Origin of the sequence: Mycobacterium sp. (genome assembly GCF_032162105.1) — a bacterium.
Classification (GTDB): Bacteria; Actinomycetota; Actinomycetes; order Mycobacteriales; family Mycobacteriaceae; genus Mycobacterium.
In genome coordinates, this window is record NZ_JAVRPS010000165.1 from 1 (window position 1) to 16,650 (window position 16,650).

The 16,650-nt window shown below is 65.7% G+C and carries 14 protein-coding genes; 1 reads left to right on the forward strand and 13 read right to left on the reverse strand.

The genetic code is table 11. The features are described 5' to 3' along the window. The first annotated feature begins 256 nt into the window (after positions 1 to 256). A complete protein-coding gene (locus QOC69_RS08630) occupies positions 257 to 1,060 on the forward strand; it encodes an SDR family NAD(P)-dependent oxidoreductase (protein ID WP_526438372.1) in 804 nt (267 codons plus the stop codon). A 61-nt stretch (positions 1,061 to 1,121) separates the two neighbouring features. Here the strand turns inward: QOC69_RS08630 and QOC69_RS08635 are convergent, their stop codons facing one another. The 13 genes from QOC69_RS08635 to QOC69_RS08695 all read right to left on the reverse strand — a co-directional run. After that, positions 1,122 to 4,304: an ATP-binding protein gene (locus QOC69_RS08635; RefSeq protein WP_526438374.1), complete on the reverse strand. Its 3,183-nt coding sequence runs from the start codon at positions 4,302 to 4,304 to the stop codon at positions 1,122 to 1,124. 121 nt (positions 4,305 to 4,425) lie between these two features. Then, positions 4,426 to 5,331, reverse strand: a complete 906-nt coding sequence (locus QOC69_RS08640; protein WP_526438376.1) for an alpha/beta fold hydrolase — start codon at positions 5,329 to 5,331, stop codon at positions 4,426 to 4,428. 10 nt (positions 5,332 to 5,341) lie between these two features. Continuing rightward, positions 5,342 to 6,004: an Rv1363c family protein gene (locus tag QOC69_RS08645; protein WP_526438378.1), complete on the reverse strand. Its 663-nt coding sequence runs from the start codon at positions 6,002 to 6,004 to the stop codon at positions 5,342 to 5,344. Further along, positions 6,001 to 6,660 (reverse strand): Rv1363c family protein, encoded by a 660-nt coding sequence (locus QOC69_RS08650; protein ID WP_526438380.1) that lies wholly within the window; start codon positions 6,658 to 6,660, stop codon positions 6,001 to 6,003. Before QOC69_RS08650 ends, QOC69_RS08645 begins: the two co-directional genes overlap by 4 nt. Further along, the gene (locus tag QOC69_RS08655; protein ID WP_526438382.1) at positions 6,624 to 8,126 is read right to left on the reverse strand and encodes an MCE family protein; all 1,503 of its coding nucleotides are present in this window, start codon (positions 8,124 to 8,126) and stop codon (positions 6,624 to 6,626) included. The genes QOC69_RS08650 and QOC69_RS08655 overlap by 37 nt, the downstream gene beginning before the upstream one ends. A 1-nt stretch (position 8,127) precedes the next feature. Beyond that, a complete protein-coding gene (locus QOC69_RS08660; protein WP_526438384.1) occupies positions 8,128 to 9,282 on the reverse strand; it encodes a virulence factor Mce family protein in 1,155 nt (384 codons plus the stop codon). Beyond that, on the reverse strand, positions 9,279 to 10,607 hold the full coding sequence (locus tag QOC69_RS08665; RefSeq protein WP_526438386.1) for an MCE family protein: 1,329 nt from the start codon (positions 10,605 to 10,607) through the stop codon (positions 9,279 to 9,281). The genes QOC69_RS08660 and QOC69_RS08665 overlap by 4 nt, the downstream gene beginning before the upstream one ends. After that, positions 10,604 to 11,962: an MCE family protein gene (locus tag QOC69_RS08670; RefSeq protein WP_526438388.1), complete on the reverse strand. Its 1,359-nt coding sequence runs from the start codon at positions 11,960 to 11,962 to the stop codon at positions 10,604 to 10,606. The genes QOC69_RS08665 and QOC69_RS08670 overlap by 4 nt, the downstream gene beginning before the upstream one ends. After that, positions 11,959 to 12,990 carry a virulence factor Mce family protein gene (locus tag QOC69_RS08675; protein WP_526438391.1) on the reverse strand — a complete coding sequence of 344 codons (1,032 nt, stop codon included), beginning with the start codon at positions 12,988 to 12,990 and terminating at the stop codon, positions 11,959 to 11,961. The genes QOC69_RS08670 and QOC69_RS08675 overlap by 4 nt, the downstream gene beginning before the upstream one ends. A gap of 35 nt (positions 12,991 to 13,025) precedes the next feature. Further along, positions 13,026 to 14,477 carry an MCE family protein gene (locus tag QOC69_RS08680; RefSeq protein ID WP_526438393.1) on the reverse strand — a complete coding sequence of 484 codons (1,452 nt, stop codon included), beginning with the start codon at positions 14,475 to 14,477 and terminating at the stop codon, positions 13,026 to 13,028. A gap of 4 nt (positions 14,478 to 14,481) precedes the next feature. After that, positions 14,482 to 15,336 carry an MlaE family ABC transporter permease gene (locus QOC69_RS08685; protein ID WP_526438395.1) on the reverse strand — a complete coding sequence of 285 codons (855 nt, stop codon included), beginning with the start codon at positions 15,334 to 15,336 and terminating at the stop codon, positions 14,482 to 14,484. Then, positions 15,333 to 16,112 (reverse strand): MlaE family ABC transporter permease, encoded by a 780-nt coding sequence (locus QOC69_RS08690; RefSeq protein WP_526438397.1) that lies wholly within the window; start codon positions 16,110 to 16,112, stop codon positions 15,333 to 15,335. The genes QOC69_RS08685 and QOC69_RS08690 overlap by 4 nt, the downstream gene beginning before the upstream one ends. A gap of 268 nt (positions 16,113 to 16,380) precedes the next feature. Then, positions 16,381 to 16,650 (reverse strand): VOC family protein (locus QOC69_RS08695; protein WP_526438399.1); only part of this gene is annotated, 270 nt, incomplete at its 5' end.

The window sequence follows — 16,650 nt, forward strand, 5'->3', positions numbered from 1 at the left end:
CAATCACCGGAGGCCTCCTGATCTGCAAATGTGGCTCTGCCAACGTGAGTGTTCACCCACGCTGACAACCCACGAATCGTTTTGCAGCCCGAGGCCTTCGGCCTCAGCTAGCCCCTATACCGTCTACCGACAACTCACACCCATCGCCGATTTGAGAGGGTGGCACATCGCAAGGGAAACCTGATTCAGAGATTCGTGGCGACGCCACGACTAGACCGGACCATCGCAACTGTTCGACACGCCTTAGGCTGCCGGAATGCTTCCGGCGGCGAGTAACAACGGGGTCGTTCTCATCACAGGCGCCTCGTCGGGCATCGGCGAGGAGTTCGCCCGGGAGTTCGCCCGCCGGGGTCGTCACGTCGTGCTGGTGGCGCGCCGGGCCGACAAGTTGCAGGCGCTCGCCGAATCGCTGGGTGCGGCGGCCGACGTGCTGGCCGCCGACCTGTCCAAGCCCGACGAGCGCGCCGCACTGCCCGACCGGGTGGCCGGCCTCGGCCTGGTCGTGGACATCCTGGTGAACAACGCTGGCCTCAGCACCGTCGGCCCGGTCGCGGCATCGGATCCCGCCGCCGAACTCAACCTCATCGAGGTCGACGTCGCCGCCGTGGCCGACCTGTGCAGTCGGTTCGTGCCTGGCATGGTGACACGCGGACGTGGCGCGGTGCTCAACGTCGCGTCGGTCGGCGGCTTTGGCCCCCTGCCGGGGCAGGCCGCGTACGGCGCGGCCAAGGCGTTCGTGCTCTCCTACACCCAGGCGCTCGGCGCGGAGCTGCGCGGCACCGGCGTGACCGCAGCGACCGTGTGCCCGGGACCTGTCAAAACCGAGTTCGGCGAGAAGGCCGGCTTTTCCGACGCGGACGCCGAGGCCGCGCTACCCAAGGTCATGTGGGTCGACGCCGACGTCGTCGCCAAGACCGCCGTGGACGGACTGGCCTCCGGCAAGTCGGTGATCGTGCCAGGTGTGTTCAACAGGATCGGCGCATCCGCATATCAGCACCTGCCCCGCCGGCTGCTGCTACCGATCCTGGTCCGCAACCACCCAGGCCTGAAGAAGCGTTAGCGTCCGACGAAGTCGATGCTTGCTCAACGACTTGGTGAAAGTCATTCTCCACCGTCCTGTTTCAGAGGCTCGGACCCAAGGGCGATGTTCCGGATGGCGCGGCGAAGCCAGCGGCTGTCGCCTTGGTGCGGTACCGCTCCATCAGGTCTCCATAGGCGGCATCGTCGCCGTGCGCCCGCGCCACCAGCGCCCGGAGACGCACCAGCGCGATTTCATGCGGCACGAAAACGGGTTCAGTGGCTGCCGCCGCCAGCCGGTCGATCGCGGCCTGCGCTGTCTCACGGTCATCGTCGGTCCCGCGGTGTAGCAGCGATTCCACCAGCACGGTGGTGGACAACCCGCGCCAGATGAACGCACCAGTGTCGAACTCGTAGTCGACTAGCGTGCTCGCCGCCTCGATGGCGCCGTCGAGATCGCCGCTGCAAGCTCTCTCCTCGATGAGTACAGGGTCGGCGATCGGCAGCACGAGCGTCATGAACTGCCCATTCGCGGCGTCTTCACGGACCAGGGCGAGCAGCGCGAGGCCCTCCTTGCGGTCGGGACCGGCGTTGCGGACCAGGGCCATGCCTCGACAGACCCGCGCCACCCCGAGGGCGAAATCATCGCCGCATTGCTCCGCGATGGCGAGCGCGTCGGCGGTATCCCGCAACGCGGTCGCATCGGCTGGCAGCGCCCCTATTGGAATGGGGAACGTGTACTTGTACATGAGCACCACCACGTGGGACGTCGGATCGACCGGAGCGGCCGTCGCGATCGCCATGTCGAGGTCGTCTCGCCACCCGCCAAGTCCCAGACACAGTCTGGCCATGCCACGCATGGTCAACGCAAATGCCAGCGGTGAGCCGATGAGCAGGTCACCCTTGGTGGGGTCGCCGTCGGCCAGGTCGATGATGCGTTGGCTCAGGCGCAGACTCTCGGTCATTTCACCAGCCCACGCCTTCGCGAAGGACGCCGAGAACAGCAGTGCGACCGTGAGCTTCTGATCGCCAATCGACTCGACCAATTCAGTGAGCTCCGAGGCCAGGCGCGACGCCTCGCGGTGATCGTTGAACATCGTCAGCGCCGCCACCGTCCCGGCCATGCCAACAGCGAGCGACACCTTGTCGTCGGCCACTGCACACAGCTCCCGGAACTCGTCGAAGCCGGTGTCGACGAGGCCGCTGGCGGCTCGCCACGTGGTGCCGCACAGGAGACTTCGCGGCGCAATCTGCATCGTTGTCCGATTCGGGTCGTCGGCGGGCAGCCGGTCGGCGACCTGACGAGCGCGCTGCCAGCTCATCCGGGCCGCAGCGAGGTCGCGGTTGGTCGACCACGTTCCGGCGCGCATGTGCCACCCGAACGCTGACTGAAGATCGCCGGCAGCTTCCAGATGTTCGGCGATGAGGGCGGCGTTGTCGTCGGCCGAGCCCGGATCACCCCGCTCGATCTCGGCGGCCAGCCGCCGATGCAGCTCAGCGCGGCCCGCCTTGAGTTGCGACTCGTATGCCACGGTTTGGATCAGCGGGTGCCGGAATGCGTACTCGGCGCGCGGGGTGAACATCACCTGATCGACGAGCTCGGCGTCGAGCAACTCGGTGATGGCGGCCTCGGGCGCGGCGTCGCCCATCACGACGGTCAGCAGGTCGGGCCGAAACCGCAAGCCGATGACAGCGGCGGAATACAGGGCGTGTTTGGCGGCGGCGCTAAGGCGGTCGGTGCGGGCGGCGATGGTGGCCTGCAAGCTGCCCGGCACCGAGACATCGGCGTCGTCATGGCAGACGTAACTACCGCGATCACCAACGAGCACGCCACGGTCGGCCAGATCGCGCACCATCGCCTCGGCGAAGAACGGATTCCCGGCAGCCCGTTTGGCGATCTTTGCGGCCACCGCGGTCACCGACGGGTGCGGACCCAACAGTTCGGCGGTCAACGCCGCGGTCTGCCCAACATTCAGCGGGGCCAGTGCGATCGTGTGAGCACCAGGCGTCCGCGACAGCGCACCCCGGTATTCGGGCCGGTAGGTGATCAGCGCCAACGCTGCCCGCTGGGGAACGACGGTGAGAAACTCGGCCAGCATGGATTCGCTGACCTCGTCGATCCAGTGCGCGTCCTCGATCACATACACCGCCGGTGTGGTCCGCGCCAGGGCTGCGGAGTTCACCAATGCGGTCACTCTGCGCCGACGCGCATCGGGGGAGATGGTCGGCGGGTCGACGTCGGGATCACGGATACCGAGCAGGTCATCCAGCAGGAGCATGTCGTCGGGATCGGCGTGCGGGATGCGGGCCCGTACCCGCGCCCGGGCCGCAGGCGATTCGAGTTCGCTGACTCCAAATGTGGTGCGTAACAGGCGGGCCGCCACGTGGAACGGCACGTCGCGGGTATGTGATTCGCAGAAGGTCGAGAACACCTCGACACCGCGGTCGGCCGCCAGCTTCGAGAGCTCGCCGACGATGCGGCTCTTACCGATGCCGGGCGGCCCGACCACCCCGGCCACACATCCGGCACCGCTGATCGACTGGTCCAGGATCCCGGCAACGGTGTTCATCTGCCAGGCCCGTCCCACAAGGGTCGGCTCCCGCCGACTGTTCTGCGAGCGCTCGGCCGCCACCGCCAGCAGTCGCCGAGCGGGCACCGGGTCATTGGCGCCCTTGATGCGCACCAACTCGGGCTCGCCAAGCACCGTGGAGTGCTCGACGAGCCGAGCGGTGGACTCACTGAGCATCACCCCACCCGGCGGCGCGACCGCCTCCATCCGCTGCGCCATCCCCACCTGTTCGCCGATTGCCGTGTAACCCATTGGGCCAGAGCCGATCTCACCAGCAATCACCTGGCCGGAGTTGAGACCTACCCGCAGACGCAGCATAATGCCGTCGCGGCTCTCGACCTCGTCCGCCAGGCGTGTTGCCTCGACGTGGACGTCCAACGCCGCCAGACAGGCGCGCAGCGCGTGATCCTCGAGAGCGGCAGGCGCGCCGAACAGCGCCATGACGCCGTCGCCGGTGAACTTGTCGACCGTGCCGCCGTAGCGGCGCACCACGGTCGTGCAGCATTGCAACACCTCGGTCATGATCTCGCGCAACCGCTCGGCGCCAAGCGCCGACGCGATCTCCATGGAACGCACCACGTCGGCGAACAGCACGGTCACTTGCTTGTACTCGGCCTGCTCGGATGAGGCGGCGACCGCCGCTCCGCAACCGTCGCAGAACCGGGCGCCCTCCCGCAGGGCCAGACCACACGCGGTACACAACCCCGCTGCCCCCATCCGATCCTCCGCCACTGATCCGTTGCACCGGATAACCCGACTCGCCAACGATAGGGCCTTGCGACCTGCCGGTCGTGCAAGTTGCCTTACGAAGCTAGGCCGGCCTCAGCCCGGCATCGGGTCAGGCGCTGCCCACGAAATCGAGAATGCGGCCGGCGACGGCCTCGGGCTGCTCGAGCTGAATGAAGTGCCCGGCACGTTCGATCACCGCGACTTCGCTTCCGTCGGGCAGTACCGCGGGCACGCGGTCGGCGAGCTTGACGGTCATGCACCCGTCGTCAGCGCCGTGCAGATAGAGCGTGGGTTGCACGACTTCGCCATTGGTCCAACGGCGTTGGAAGTCTGCGTACCGTTCGGGGGGCTTGGCGACCGATAACGCCGCGCGGTAGTACCCGATCGCCGCCTTCCAGTTGGCGGGCGACTCGATGGCCGCGTGAACGTGACGCAGGTCCTCCTCGGCTTGGTAGCCGGGCGACCACCGACGCCACAGCAGCGGGAGTATCCAGGACGTGGATCGTTCTGGCAGCCAGGGCAATTGGAAGTATGTGATGTACCAGCTGCGGATCAGCTGGGCAGGCATCACTACGGCCAGCGAGCGGCTGATGCCCACGCCGCGTCTCGGCAGAAACGCGGGCACCGGCGGCAATGCCATGACAACCGTGCTGGAGAACGGGCTGTCTGGCAAGGCAGCGATGCCCGCAGCAGCCGCACCGCCCCAGTCGTGCCCGATGAGGACGTCGCGGCCCGTCGGGCCCGCCGCGTCGAGCACGCGCAGCGCATCGTCCATCAATGCGCCGACGTGATAGCTGCCGTCCGACGAGACCGACGAAGGGGCGTACCCGCGCATGAACGGCGCAACCACTCGCCAGCCCGCGTCGGCCAGCACGGGGGCGACCTTGCGCCAGCCGTGCGCGCTGTCGGGAAACCCGTGCAGGCACAACGCGATCGGCCCGTCCGCCGGCCCCCACGTCAGCGCCCGCAGCGTCACGTCGGAAGTGGTGACGTCGAGCCAGCGAGGTTCGGTCACCACCGCCCGCCTACACCGGCTGGAACTCGGAGATCAGCCACTTGTCGCCGTGCTTGTCCAGCGTCACCCGTACGCTGGACGCGGTGTCGGTTGGCGCGTCGGCACCCACCACCACGGTCTGGTTGACGAACACCAGCACCACCGCATGATTCGGTTCCGCCGAGACCGACGCCGCGGCGGGCACCGTCGCGACCGCGGAGATCTGCTTCTGTTCGGCGCCGGGGATCACCACGTCGTTGATGAGCGACGTGTAGGACTGCTGGAAGTCGCCGGTGAGCAGGTTGCGGGCGTCGTTCAACTGCGTCTTGACCTTGTCGGGCTGGTAGGACAGCAGGGCGATGGTGCTGTCCTTGGCGGCCTGCATGGACTCGACGCGGGCGACGTCGGAGTCGCGCACCGAGTTGTCCACGTACTTCAGGAAACCCGCGGTCAGCGCCAGCACCAGCGCGAGCCCGGGAAGTATCCCGTACGCCAGCACCCGGCTCCAGTCGATGCCGCGGCGGGCCGCAGGCGCCGGAGTCTCCGACGTGTCGGCGTCGACGGGATCCTCGGCGGCCTCGATGTCTTCGGCGTCCTCGACGTCTTCGACGGCGTCTTCGATCTCGGGCTTCTCGGCGGCCGTCTCGTCGGCCTTGCTCTCGTCGACCATGGTCGTCTTCTCTTCGTCTGTCACGGCACGAACTCCACGTTGGAAACCTTGGTGTCTTCGCCGACCTTCTGCACCAGGATGCGCATCCGCCAGGCGCGCGGTTGCTGGTTGGGCTGGCCCTCGACGGTGGTGTTGACCGCCACCGCGACGAGCACCTGCGCCTCGTTCTCCGACTCGGACTCCAGGCCGGCCTCGGTCACGCTGCCCACCGACTTCGACTTCACCTGCTTGACCACGTCGGTGAACGGCTGGGCGCGCTGCTGGAAGTCGTCGTAGAACGTCCCGGTCGCCGAGTCGAGGATGCGCTTGACGTCCTCGTCCACGTGTTGGTAGTCGATCGTCGTCAGGTTCAGCGCACCCTGACGGCCGACCTGAAGGAAGACCTTGCGCTGCGCGTCGAGCTGGTGCGACTGGTACGCGCGGAAGCCCAGCCAGCCCACCAGCCCGCCGAGGGCCAGCACCACGACCAGGCCGACGATGCTGGCCAGCCGGACGTGCGAAATCCGGGGTGTGGCGTCGTCGGGCTCGAGGTCGGGCTCCGGGTCGTCCTCGGCCTCGGCCTCGTCGAGGAACTCGGCTCCGGACTCCTCCTCCGCGTCGACGCTGTCGGTTGCCGGTTCAGCCGGCTCGGTTGCAGGCTTGCTCAGCTCCCCGGAGGGGGCAGCAGCATCGTCTGCCATGTTTGCTCCTCTGTGGCATTACGGGCCAGATTCGACTGTGTGTACACGCGGCCGTCCGGTCCAACGTACGTGCCGGTTGCAGGATCGTATTCGGCGGCTGCGATTGGCGGCGGCGGTGCTGCCGGGGGCGGCGGGAATTGCGCAGGTGGTGACCCCGGCGGCAACTGCGGGATGTCCTGTCCCGACAGCGTGGCGTTCGGGTCGCCCTTCCAGTTGTAGCCGTCGTTGAGCGGCACGTAGGTCTCGTTGCTCTCACACATCTGCCAGGTCGGGGCACGTTTGCCCGGAACCGTCACGCAGGGCAGATTGCGCGCACCGCGCACGTTGAACGGCGCATCCTGAGGGACGCGGCAGTAGACATCGCCGGGCGGGCGGTCGGGGTAGTCCTCGAAGGTGGGCACCCGCTGCTGCTGGGCGGGAAGGAAGCCGGTGGTGCACGGCGGCGGCAACTGCTGCGGCGGGAGAGGTATCGGCGCCGGCAGCAAGGGGATCATCAGGTTCAGGTTGAAGACCAAGGCATCGCCTTCGTAGTCCTGTTTGGTGTTCCGCTTGTGCACGCCGACGGCCTGCGTTACGGCGGTGCCCTGCGGCAACAGCACCAGCAGCTGCTCGAGACTCGGCTGGTAGGTGACGGCCACCTCGCCGATGCTGGCCAGATTGGCCAGCACGATCGGCAGCGTTGGCCGCACCCGATCGAACAGGGCACGCACCTCATCGGCGGCTCCAGGGCCCTTCTGCAGGATGCCGGCGACGGCTGGGTCCTGGCTTCGTAGCTGGCCGGTGATGCTGGCCAGGTTCGCCGCCCACGCCTTGATCGAGCCTGCGGTGTCGGTCTGGCTGTCCAGCACGGGTTTGGACTGGTCGATCAGGGTGGTCAGCGGGTCAAGGTTCTGGCGAGCGTCGATGGCCAGCGCGGTGCTGCCGTTGACCAGCCGGCGAAGCTCCGGCCCGAGCCCGCCGACCGCGACGTAGGCCTCGTCGATGACCGTCTTCAGGTTCTCACGCGGGATCGCCTCGAGACCGCGCGTCGTGGCGTCCAAGGCCGCGTTGATATCCGTCGGAACGGTGGTGCGGTCCCGAGGGATGACATCGCCGTCCCTCAACTCCGGCCCTTGCCCACTGCGGGGCACCAGCATGACGTACTGCTCGCCGACGGAGGACTGGCTGTGCACTTCGGCTTCGACGTCGGCGGGAATCTTGACGTCCGAGTTCAGCGACAGCACCGCGGCCACACCGGTGCCCGACAGCTCAACGCTATCGACCAGGCCGACCTGCGCGCCGCGGTAAGTGACGTTGCCGCGTGGGTACAGGCCACCGGTTTCGGGCAGCTCCACCGTGACGCGATACTCCCCGATTCCCACCATCTCCGGCACCCGCATGTACCCGAACAACATGACTGCGAGCGCCGCGGTCGCCACGATGGCGAAGATCGCGATCTGAATCCGGATCCGTCTCGTCAAAATCATGTCAGGGCCCCTGATCCCAGTGGTACGGAGCGATCAACGGGTTGCCGGCGCCGTTCGGCGGGGCGCTCCCCGTGCACGGACTGGGGAATTGGCCTATGGTGCGGCCCCATTGAATCTCCAGCCAGGTCAGATCGCACTCCCACCGCGATCCGGTGAAGAATCCGGAGTCGATCCGGCTCAACGTCAGATCGAGGATCAACGTCAGGTTGGCGTAGTCGCCACGCATCCAGTTGGTCAGTGTCTCCTTGGGGAACGGGAACGTGGGCAGGAAGCTCAGCGCGCGGGTCAGCGCCGGGCCCGCGTCGGCCAGTGATTGCACCACGGGCCCAAGGTCTTTGAGCTCTTGGACGAGTGCTTCCTTGGTCTGGTTCACCGAATCGGCTGCCAGCGCGCTGAACTTGCCGAGCTGCGCCAAAGCGTCGGAGAGGTTGTTGCGCTGGTCCTTCAACACGGCCAGGGCATCGGGGATGGTTCGTAATGCCTTGTCCACTACGGGTTTCTGCTCGGCGATCTGACCGAACAGGTTGTTCAGGCTTTCCGACGCGGCGATGATGTCGCCCTTTTGGTCGTCGAGGTAGCCGATTGCCTTGTCGAGTTGCTCGATCAGGCTGCGCAAGTCGTTCTCACGGCCGGCAAAGGCGGTGCTCAGCGCCTCGGTGATGTCTTGAATGTTGCCGATGCCACCGCCGTTGAGCACCACCGCAATCGCGGCCAACGCCTGCTCGGTGGTCGGATATGCCCCCGCCGAGGTCAGCGGAATCACCGAACCTTCACTCAACTTGCCTTCGGGTGCAACGTCGACCGGTGGCCTCAGCTCGATGTGTTGTGACCCAAGCAAACTGGTCTGTCCGACCTTGGCCGTCGCATTGGCCGGCAACTCCACGTCGCGGTTGAGTGTCATCGTCACCAGCGCATGCCAGCCCTGACGCTCGATCTTGCTCACCGTGCCGACATTCACATCGCCGACCCGCACGCGGGAATTCTGTTCGACGTTGTCGACGTCGGGCATCTGCGCCTGAATGGTGAACGAGCCGGGGCCCACACCCTGCACCCCGGGCAGTGGAACCGAGTTCAGCCCTTGCCAGCCGCACCCGGACACCGCGAGACCGAGCGCCAGCATTCCCGCCGCGCCACGTTTCCACCTGGCCCGCATCATGGTCCGACTCCCGGCGGCACCATTATCCCGGGCAGGCCGTCTGCCGGATTGGTGGTCATCGCCTCTGCAGGCAGCAGCGGCGTGTCGGCCGGCACCGGTGGCGGCGCGGGCGTGCCGTCCGGTAGCGGCGGGGTCTGCGGCGCAACCGGCTGCGGCGGAATGTAATCCGGCCGCATCCAGTCCTCGCTGTAGGTGAGCTCATTCGGCCGCGTCGTGGCACCGACGAAGACGTTCTGCGCGAGGGGCAGGAAGTTGTATTGGCGATTCTTCATGACCGGCGCCAGGTATTGCACGCACAGCTTCGCCGACTCCTCGGCTCCCATCCGTGACGCCGCCTGAATTGCGCCGCACATAAAGGAAATCGGATTGGCGAAGTTGTTGAGCATCGGCACGCTGCTCACCGCGCCCTGGGCGGGTTGCCAGATGTTCACATAGTTCTGCAACGTGTTGGGCGCCACGTGCAGGAACTGCTTGACATCGCCGAGGCTGTCGTTCAATGCCTGGGTCACCCCTGCCAACTTGTCCGACGTGGTGCCCAGCGCTTCGCGGTTCTCGGCCACGAACCTCTGGACCTCACCGACAACGTTGTTGAGATCGCTGACCGCGTGGGCCACTTCGTCGGGATCGTCGGCGAGCAGCCCGGTCACCGACGCCAGGTTCTGGTTGAGCTGGCGCATCAAGTCGGTGCTGTCCTGCAGCGCCGACACCAGAATCGCCAGATTCTTGATGGTCGAGAAGATGTCGGTGCTGTGATCGCCGAGAGCCGAAAACGCCTGCGACAACTTGATGACGGTATCGCGGATATTGGCGCCCTCGCCGCGCAGGTTGTCGGCGGTGGTGTTGATGACCGAGCCCAGCGGGCTCACCCCTCCGGGCTCGGTCGGCTGCAACGTGTCGGCAAGCTTCTCCAGCTGCTGGCGGACCTCGTCCCACTCGACCGGCACCGCGGTTCGTTCGCGCGGGATGACCGCGTCGTCCTTCATCACTGGCCCAGTGGTGTAGACGGGGGTGAGCTGAAGGGCGCGTGCGGTCACCAGCGTCGGAGACAGGATCGCGGCCTTCGCGTCGGCCGGTACGTCGTACTTGTCGTCGTACCAGAACGAGATCTTCACCCGCTCGGGCTGTGGTTCGATCGACGTGATCCTACCGACCGGCACACCGAGGATGCGGACGTCGTCGCCGACATAGATACCGTTGCTGTTCTCAAAGTAGGCAACGACATTCGTGCGGCTGATCGATTCCGTGGTGCGAAGCAACACGACCACCCCCGCCACCAACAGAAGTGCCAGCGCGGCGGCTACCCACGTTCTCGCGTTGCGGATCATTGCCCGCCCTCCACTGGCCCGAGGGGCGGCGCCTCACCCGGTGCCGGCACGAAAACGGGATTCGGCGTCGGCGACGGTGTGGACTCCAGCCCGGGTGGAGGCAGGGCCGGAGGTCCGGGCGGCGGACCACCGGGCGGGGGCGCTGGCAGCGGCTCGCGGTAGGGGTAGCAGCCAGTAGGGCCGGGTAACGGCAGGCCGGGCGGTCCGCATCCCTGATCGCCCGGGTTGCCGGTGATGGCGTCGGGAATGTTCAGATTCGGTTCGCCGCCCTGCCCCGTCCTGGGATAGGGCACCGGCAATGCCGGTGTCCCCGGCTGGCCGATCTGTGGGTCGCTACGTTCCGAAGGCAGCAGTACGTTGGGATCCAGACCGAGGTCGGAGAACGCTGCGTCGATGAACGGCTGCAAGAACTGTCCCGGCAGCAGATTCGCGACATAGGTCTTGAAGAAGGGCCCGGATGCGACCGATTCGCCGAGCGACATCGAGTATTGGGTGAGCAGTTTGAGCGACTTCTGCAGGCGTTCCTTGCGGTTGTCGAGGATCGTCAGTACACCGTTGAGCTTGTCGAGTGCGGGTTTCATCGTCGCGCGGTTCTCGCCGATGAAGCCTTGCAACTGCTGACTGAGCGCCGAGATGTTGCCGGAGATCTGATCCAGTGCGGCGCTTTGACTTTCCAGTTCCATCAGCAACGCGTTGGTGTTGGAGACGAGGCCGACGATCTGATTGCTGCGCTCGGCGAGAACCGCAGTCGTCTTGTTGGCGTTGGTCAGCAGACCGCGCAGCTGCGTGTCGCGCTCATTGAGCGTGTCTGAGAACCGGGCCACTCCTTCGACCGCGATCCGTAGCTCCGGCGGGGTGTCGGAGAACGTCTCCGACAACACCCTCAAGGAGTCCGACAGTTGATTGGTGTTCAGACCGCTGATCGTGGTCGCCAGCTCGCCAAGCGCATCCGGCAGCTGATACGGCGACGTGGTGCGATCCAATGGGATCGTGCCTTCCTGTTGGCCGTCGCCACGGGAATAGACCTCCAGGATCTTGGTACCCAACAAACCCTTTGTCTTGATGGCCGCCTCGGTGCGATCCCCCAGCCGGATGTTCTTCTTGACGGTGAACTTGACCAGCACCCGCGGACCGTCCAGCTCGATCGACGTCACCTTGCCCACCTGGAAGCCCGAAACCTGTACGCCCGCATCACCCGTGATACCGCCTGCCTCGGCGAAGTAGGCCGAGTACTCCTTGCCCTGGTTGAGCAAGGGCAGCTTGTCGTACTGCAGTGCCCCCACCACGATGCCGACGGTGACCGCCAGCCCGATGGCGCCGATGATGAAGTGATTGCGTTCGCTGAAGGGCTTCACCTTGGCGCACACCTCCCAGTGCTCTGGCCCGCGACCTTGACGTACACCGGCTGGCCTCCCTTTCCATTCAGCTTGAGCACGATGTCGCACAAGTAGAAGGAAAAGAAGTCGCCGTAAATGCCTTGGCGCGCAAGCGCTTGATACGCATCCGGCAACGTGTTGAGCAGGTTGTCGAAGTAATCGTGATCGGCCACCACGATGCCGGCGGCCCGGTCGGTTTCGGTGATCGTCTTCGCAAACGGAGGACGGGCCTGCGCGAGTAGGTCGGTGATGCTTCCGGCGGCGGCGTTGGTGTACCCCAGGCCGTTACTGATGTCTTCCTTGCGGGACTCGAGTCCCTTCACCAGTTCGGCGAGCGCGTCGACAGCCTTTGCGAATTGGTCGTTTTGGTCGCCCAGCGATCCCAGCACAACGTTGAGGTTGACGATGACCTGCCCGATCAGCTGATCCCGGTCGGCCAGTGTATTCGTCAGCGCCGCGGTCTGAGCAAGGAACGAGTTGATGGTCCCGCCCTTGCCTTCCAAGGCGGCGATCAACTGACCGGACAACGCATTTACCTGATCGGGATCGAGCGCCCGAAACAGCGGCCGGAAGCCGCCGATCAAGGCATCCAAGTCCAGCGCCGGCGACGTGCGGGCCATCGGGATCGTGTCACCCGCATGAAGCGCCTTGGTGCCGCCCGTACCCTCTTCCAGCGCCAGATACCGGCCGCCGATCAAGTCGTCGTAGCGGATGACGGCTCGGCTGCCCTCCGTCAGCACCACCGAATCGTCGGCGGTGAATTGAACCGCCGCCGTGGTGTCGGCCTGAATCTCAACCTTCTTCACCTGGCCAACCTCGACGCCCGCGATGCGGACGAAGTCGCCGTTCTCCAACCCGGTCACGTTGACGAATTCGGCGTTGTAGCTCCTGGCTTTCTCGCCGAATCGCAGCTGTCCGAAAACCGCGTAGAGCCCGAACACGCCCAGCAGGCAAACAGCCAGAAAGACGGCGAGGCGCAACCCGACGCCTACCAGGCTTTCTCTCATGACTGGTTACCTTTCGTTGCTGTCGGTCTGCGGGGTCATGGTGACGGGACCACCGCCGGCGGAAGAGGAATCGGCGGCAGGGGCGTCGGCTGCATCTGCGCGGGCGCCGGGACCACGAACGGCTCCGTGCCCGGTGTCCGACCTGGGTCCCGTGGCGCCATCGGAGGAGGCGCCGGTGGCAGGCCCGGCCACAAGGGCGTGCCATCCGGCGCGTAGAGGTCCGCTCCATACGCAGGGGCGCCTGGATACGGAATCGGTCCCGGCGCAGGCCCGCCGAACAGGTTGCGAATGCTCGGCGGCTCGGGCACCCCACGGGTGACGGGTAGGTAGTTGGCCCAGGCCGGGAAGCCGATGCCCGGGTTCGGGCGCCAATCCACGCCGGTGCCGAATCCGGTGTTGGTGACGAGATTGCGCACCGGCCAGTTCTGCGCGACATCTGGCAGCGAGCCGCAGCTTGGTTTGCCGCCCGGTCCGCCCTTGGCGCCGATGACCGGCAAGTTGGCCGGATAGTGGTACGGGTCGTCCCCAAGTGCAAGGGAGGTGTCGAGCACGAGGGTTCGGCCATTGCCGCCCGGCGCTTCGTAACCTCCGGTATCCAGCAAGGTTTTCGCGCCCACCAGCAGGCAGGTGTACTCGGGGTTGTACTTGTACAACAGGTTGGTCGTCGGCTCCAGCACGTTGATGGCCTTGATGAGGTTGGCCTGATTCGGCGCGATCAGACTGATGCCGCTGTTGGAAAGTCCAATGGTGGCCAGCAGCAACGCATCCAGCTGGCCGGCCTTCTTGACGATGGTGGTGCTCGTTGTGCTGGCCGCGTCCAGCGTGGCTAAAATGTCTTGTGCCGCAACACTATAGGTGTCGTTGAAATCCTTGAGCGCACGCCAGTCGGCTCGTATCGTCTCACTACGCGGGTTCAGTTCGAGCAGAACCTGGTTGGCGTCGGTAGTGGCCTGACCGATCCGTTCACCCTGTCCACGGACGCCTTCCGCGAGTGCGGACAGGGTGCTGTTGAGCTTGGCCGGGTCGATCGTGTCCAGCACGCGAACAACGTTCTCGAACACCGTGTTGACCTCGGTGCTGACGTTGCGCGACCTCAGCACCTGACCGGCCGCCAGCGGCTGCGAGCTGGGGTCGCTGGGGTACACCAGATCAACGAACTTCGCGCCGAACACAGTCGTGGCCCGAATCTGCGCCTCGATGTTCGCGGGAATGTGGTCGATCTGGTCCCGGTCAATCTCGAGTTTCAAGGTCACCGGTTCACCACCGCCGGCGATCGCGGCGACCCGGCCAACCTGCACGCCGCGCAGCTTGACCTTGGCGTTGGTCTCCATGACCAACCCCGCCCGATCGGAGGTCAACGTTACCGGCACGGACTTCCGGAAAGTCCCGGTGAACAACGCATACGTCAGCCAGAACAACACGGCGACCACGAGCACCAGGATGAGCGTCGCCCATCCTGGATGCAGTCCCTCGTCTCTGTCGTCCATTGCACTAACCAGCCAGGTTGAAGTTGCCGGATTGGCCGTAGATGGCGAGCGACATCATCACGAGAACGAACGCGGCAATGATGAGTGACATGCGTACTGCGCGCCCGACGGCCTCGCCGACGCCGGCCGGACCGCCCCGTGCGGTAAAGCCGTAATAGGTGTGCACCAGCATGATTACCATGGCGAGGACCACGCACTGGATCAATGACCACAACAGATCAGTAGGGTTCAGGAACGTCCTGAAGTAATGGTCGTAAACGCCCGTCGACTGACCGTAGAGCACCGTCGTGCCGAATCGCGCCGCCCAGAATGCCGCCAGCACACCAATGCAATAGAGCGGGATCACGACGAGTAGGCCGGCCACCACCCGGGTGGAGGCGAGAAAGGCGACGCTGCGGATGCCCATCACCTCGAGCGCGTCGATCTCCTCGTTGATCCGCATGGCGCCGAGTTGGGCTGTGGCACCGGCCCCGATCGTCGCCGATAGCGCTACCGCGGTCGTCGCGGGCGCGATCAGTCGCACGTTGAAGAACGCCGACGCGAATCCCGTCAAAGCCTCCACACCGATCTCGGAGAAGTCGGTGTACCCCTGCACGGCCACCAGCGCGCCGGTGGTGACGGTCAGGAATCCGACGATGGCGACCGTTCCGCCGATGACGATGAGCGCGCCTGCGCCAAGGCCCATTTGGGCGATCAGTCGGATCAGCTCAACGCGGTAGTCGGTGAAGGCGTAGTGGATCGACCGTAGTGTCCTGCCGTAGAACTTGGTCTGCCTCCCAATGTGATTCCAGCCGTCGACCCAGGGGCGGGCCCTGCCCTTCAGCCACGGGAATTGGGAATGGGGCCTCGAGACGGTCACATCGTCACCTTTACGGCGACGGCAGTGGCGACGACGTTGATTGCGAACAGCGCCATGAAGGTGAACACCACGGTTTCGTTCACGGCGTTACCGACACCGGCCGGGCCGCCACGCACGGAAATGCCCTTGTAGCAGGCGATCAGCCCAGCGGAGAGTCCGAACAACGCCGCCTTCAGCAGCGCGATCGTAACGTCGGCAGCACCGATGATCAGGGTCAAACCGGACGCGAAGGCACCCGGTGAGACGTTCTGAATGTAGACGGTGAAGAAGTATGCGCCCGCGAGGCCGACGAGGATCACCGTCGCGGACAGCGCCAGAGACACCAGCGTCGCGGCGAGCACGCGGGGAACCACAAGGGCCTGAATGGGATTGACACCCATCACCCGCAGCGCGTCGAGTTCCTCCCGAATCGTCCGCGCACCAAGGTCGGCACACATGGCGGTGGCACCGGCGCCGGCGACCACCAGCACAGTGACGATCGGCCCGATCTGACGCACCGTGCCGAGCGCAGCGCCGGTGCCGGAGAAGTCCGCGGCGCCGAACTCCGTCAGCAGGATGTTGAACGTAAACGTGAGCAACACCGTGTAGGGAATCGTCAGCATCAGCGTCGGCAGAATCGACACCCGCGCGACGAACCACGACTGCAGGATGAACTCCCGCCAGGCGAAGGGTGGCTTGAAGATCAACACGAAGGTGTCGATCGCCATCGCGAAGAATCCGCCGACCGCGCGGATCGGTTTGGCCGCGTTCGTGGTGAGGGCGCCGGGCGCAACCATCAGCGAATCTCCCCTGCGTTGCACCTCAATGGCATGAGCCGATGGTCCCCTCCGACTAACCCCAGCGCTGGGTGACTCCCGTGATGGTGACACAGGAAGAAGTCGAAGAACCGTACAACAACGATTTCCACGCCAGCAACAGCAAGACGCCGCGTGATGCCGCCACCGCGTGGACCGGAGCCCCGCCAAAGCAGGTCGCACGTGCGAGTTGGGTTCGGTACGGCGTCAGCAAAACATCAACGAGTCGGAATCACGCCGGGGTCACGCACTAACCGACCGCCGCCTCCAGTTCGGCGACCACGATCTTGCGCATGTCGAGCATCGCTGCGGTCGCCGCGGCCGCGCGCGCCGGATCGGGGTCCTCCACGAGTTCGTACAGCCGCTCTGGCACGATCTGCCAGCTCAATCCGTAGCGGTCCTTGAGCCAGCCGCACTGCGATTCCTCGCCACCGTCGACGAGATTGGACCAGTAGTAGTCGACCTCGTCCTGGTCGGCGCAGCGCACTTCGAACGACACGGCCTCCGTGAATTGCGGGCC

What these genes read in the sequence shown, in the direction of transcription:
- QOC69_RS08630 (WP_526438372.1), top strand. Translation starts at nt 257, where the DNA reads ATGCTTCCGGCGGCGAGTAACAACGGGGTCGTTCTCATCACAGGCGCC.
- QOC69_RS08635 (WP_526438374.1), bottom strand. Translation starts at nt 4,304, where the DNA reads ATGGGGGCAGCGGGGTTGTGTACCGCGTGTGGTCTGGCCCTGCGGGAG.
- QOC69_RS08650 (WP_526438380.1), bottom strand. Translation starts at nt 6,660, where the DNA reads ATGGCAGACGATGCTGCTGCCCCCTCCGGGGAGCTGAGCAAGCCTGCA.
- QOC69_RS08655 (WP_526438382.1), bottom strand. Translation starts at nt 8,126, where the DNA reads ATGATTTTGACGAGACGGATCCGGATTCAGATCGCGATCTTCGCCATC.
- QOC69_RS08660 (WP_526438384.1), bottom strand. Translation starts at nt 9,282, where the DNA reads ATGATGCGGGCCAGGTGGAAACGTGGCGCGGCGGGAATGCTGGCGCTC.
- QOC69_RS08665 (WP_526438386.1), bottom strand. Translation starts at nt 10,607, where the DNA reads ATGATCCGCAACGCGAGAACGTGGGTAGCCGCCGCGCTGGCACTTCTG.
- QOC69_RS08675 (WP_526438391.1), bottom strand. Translation starts at nt 12,990, where the DNA reads ATGAGAGAAAGCCTGGTAGGCGTCGGGTTGCGCCTCGCCGTCTTTCTG.
- QOC69_RS08680 (WP_526438393.1), bottom strand. Translation starts at nt 14,477, where the DNA reads ATGGACGACAGAGACGAGGGACTGCATCCAGGATGGGCGACGCTCATC.
- QOC69_RS08690 (WP_526438397.1), bottom strand. Translation starts at nt 16,112, where the DNA reads ATGGTTGCGCCCGGCGCCCTCACCACGAACGCGGCCAAACCGATCCGC.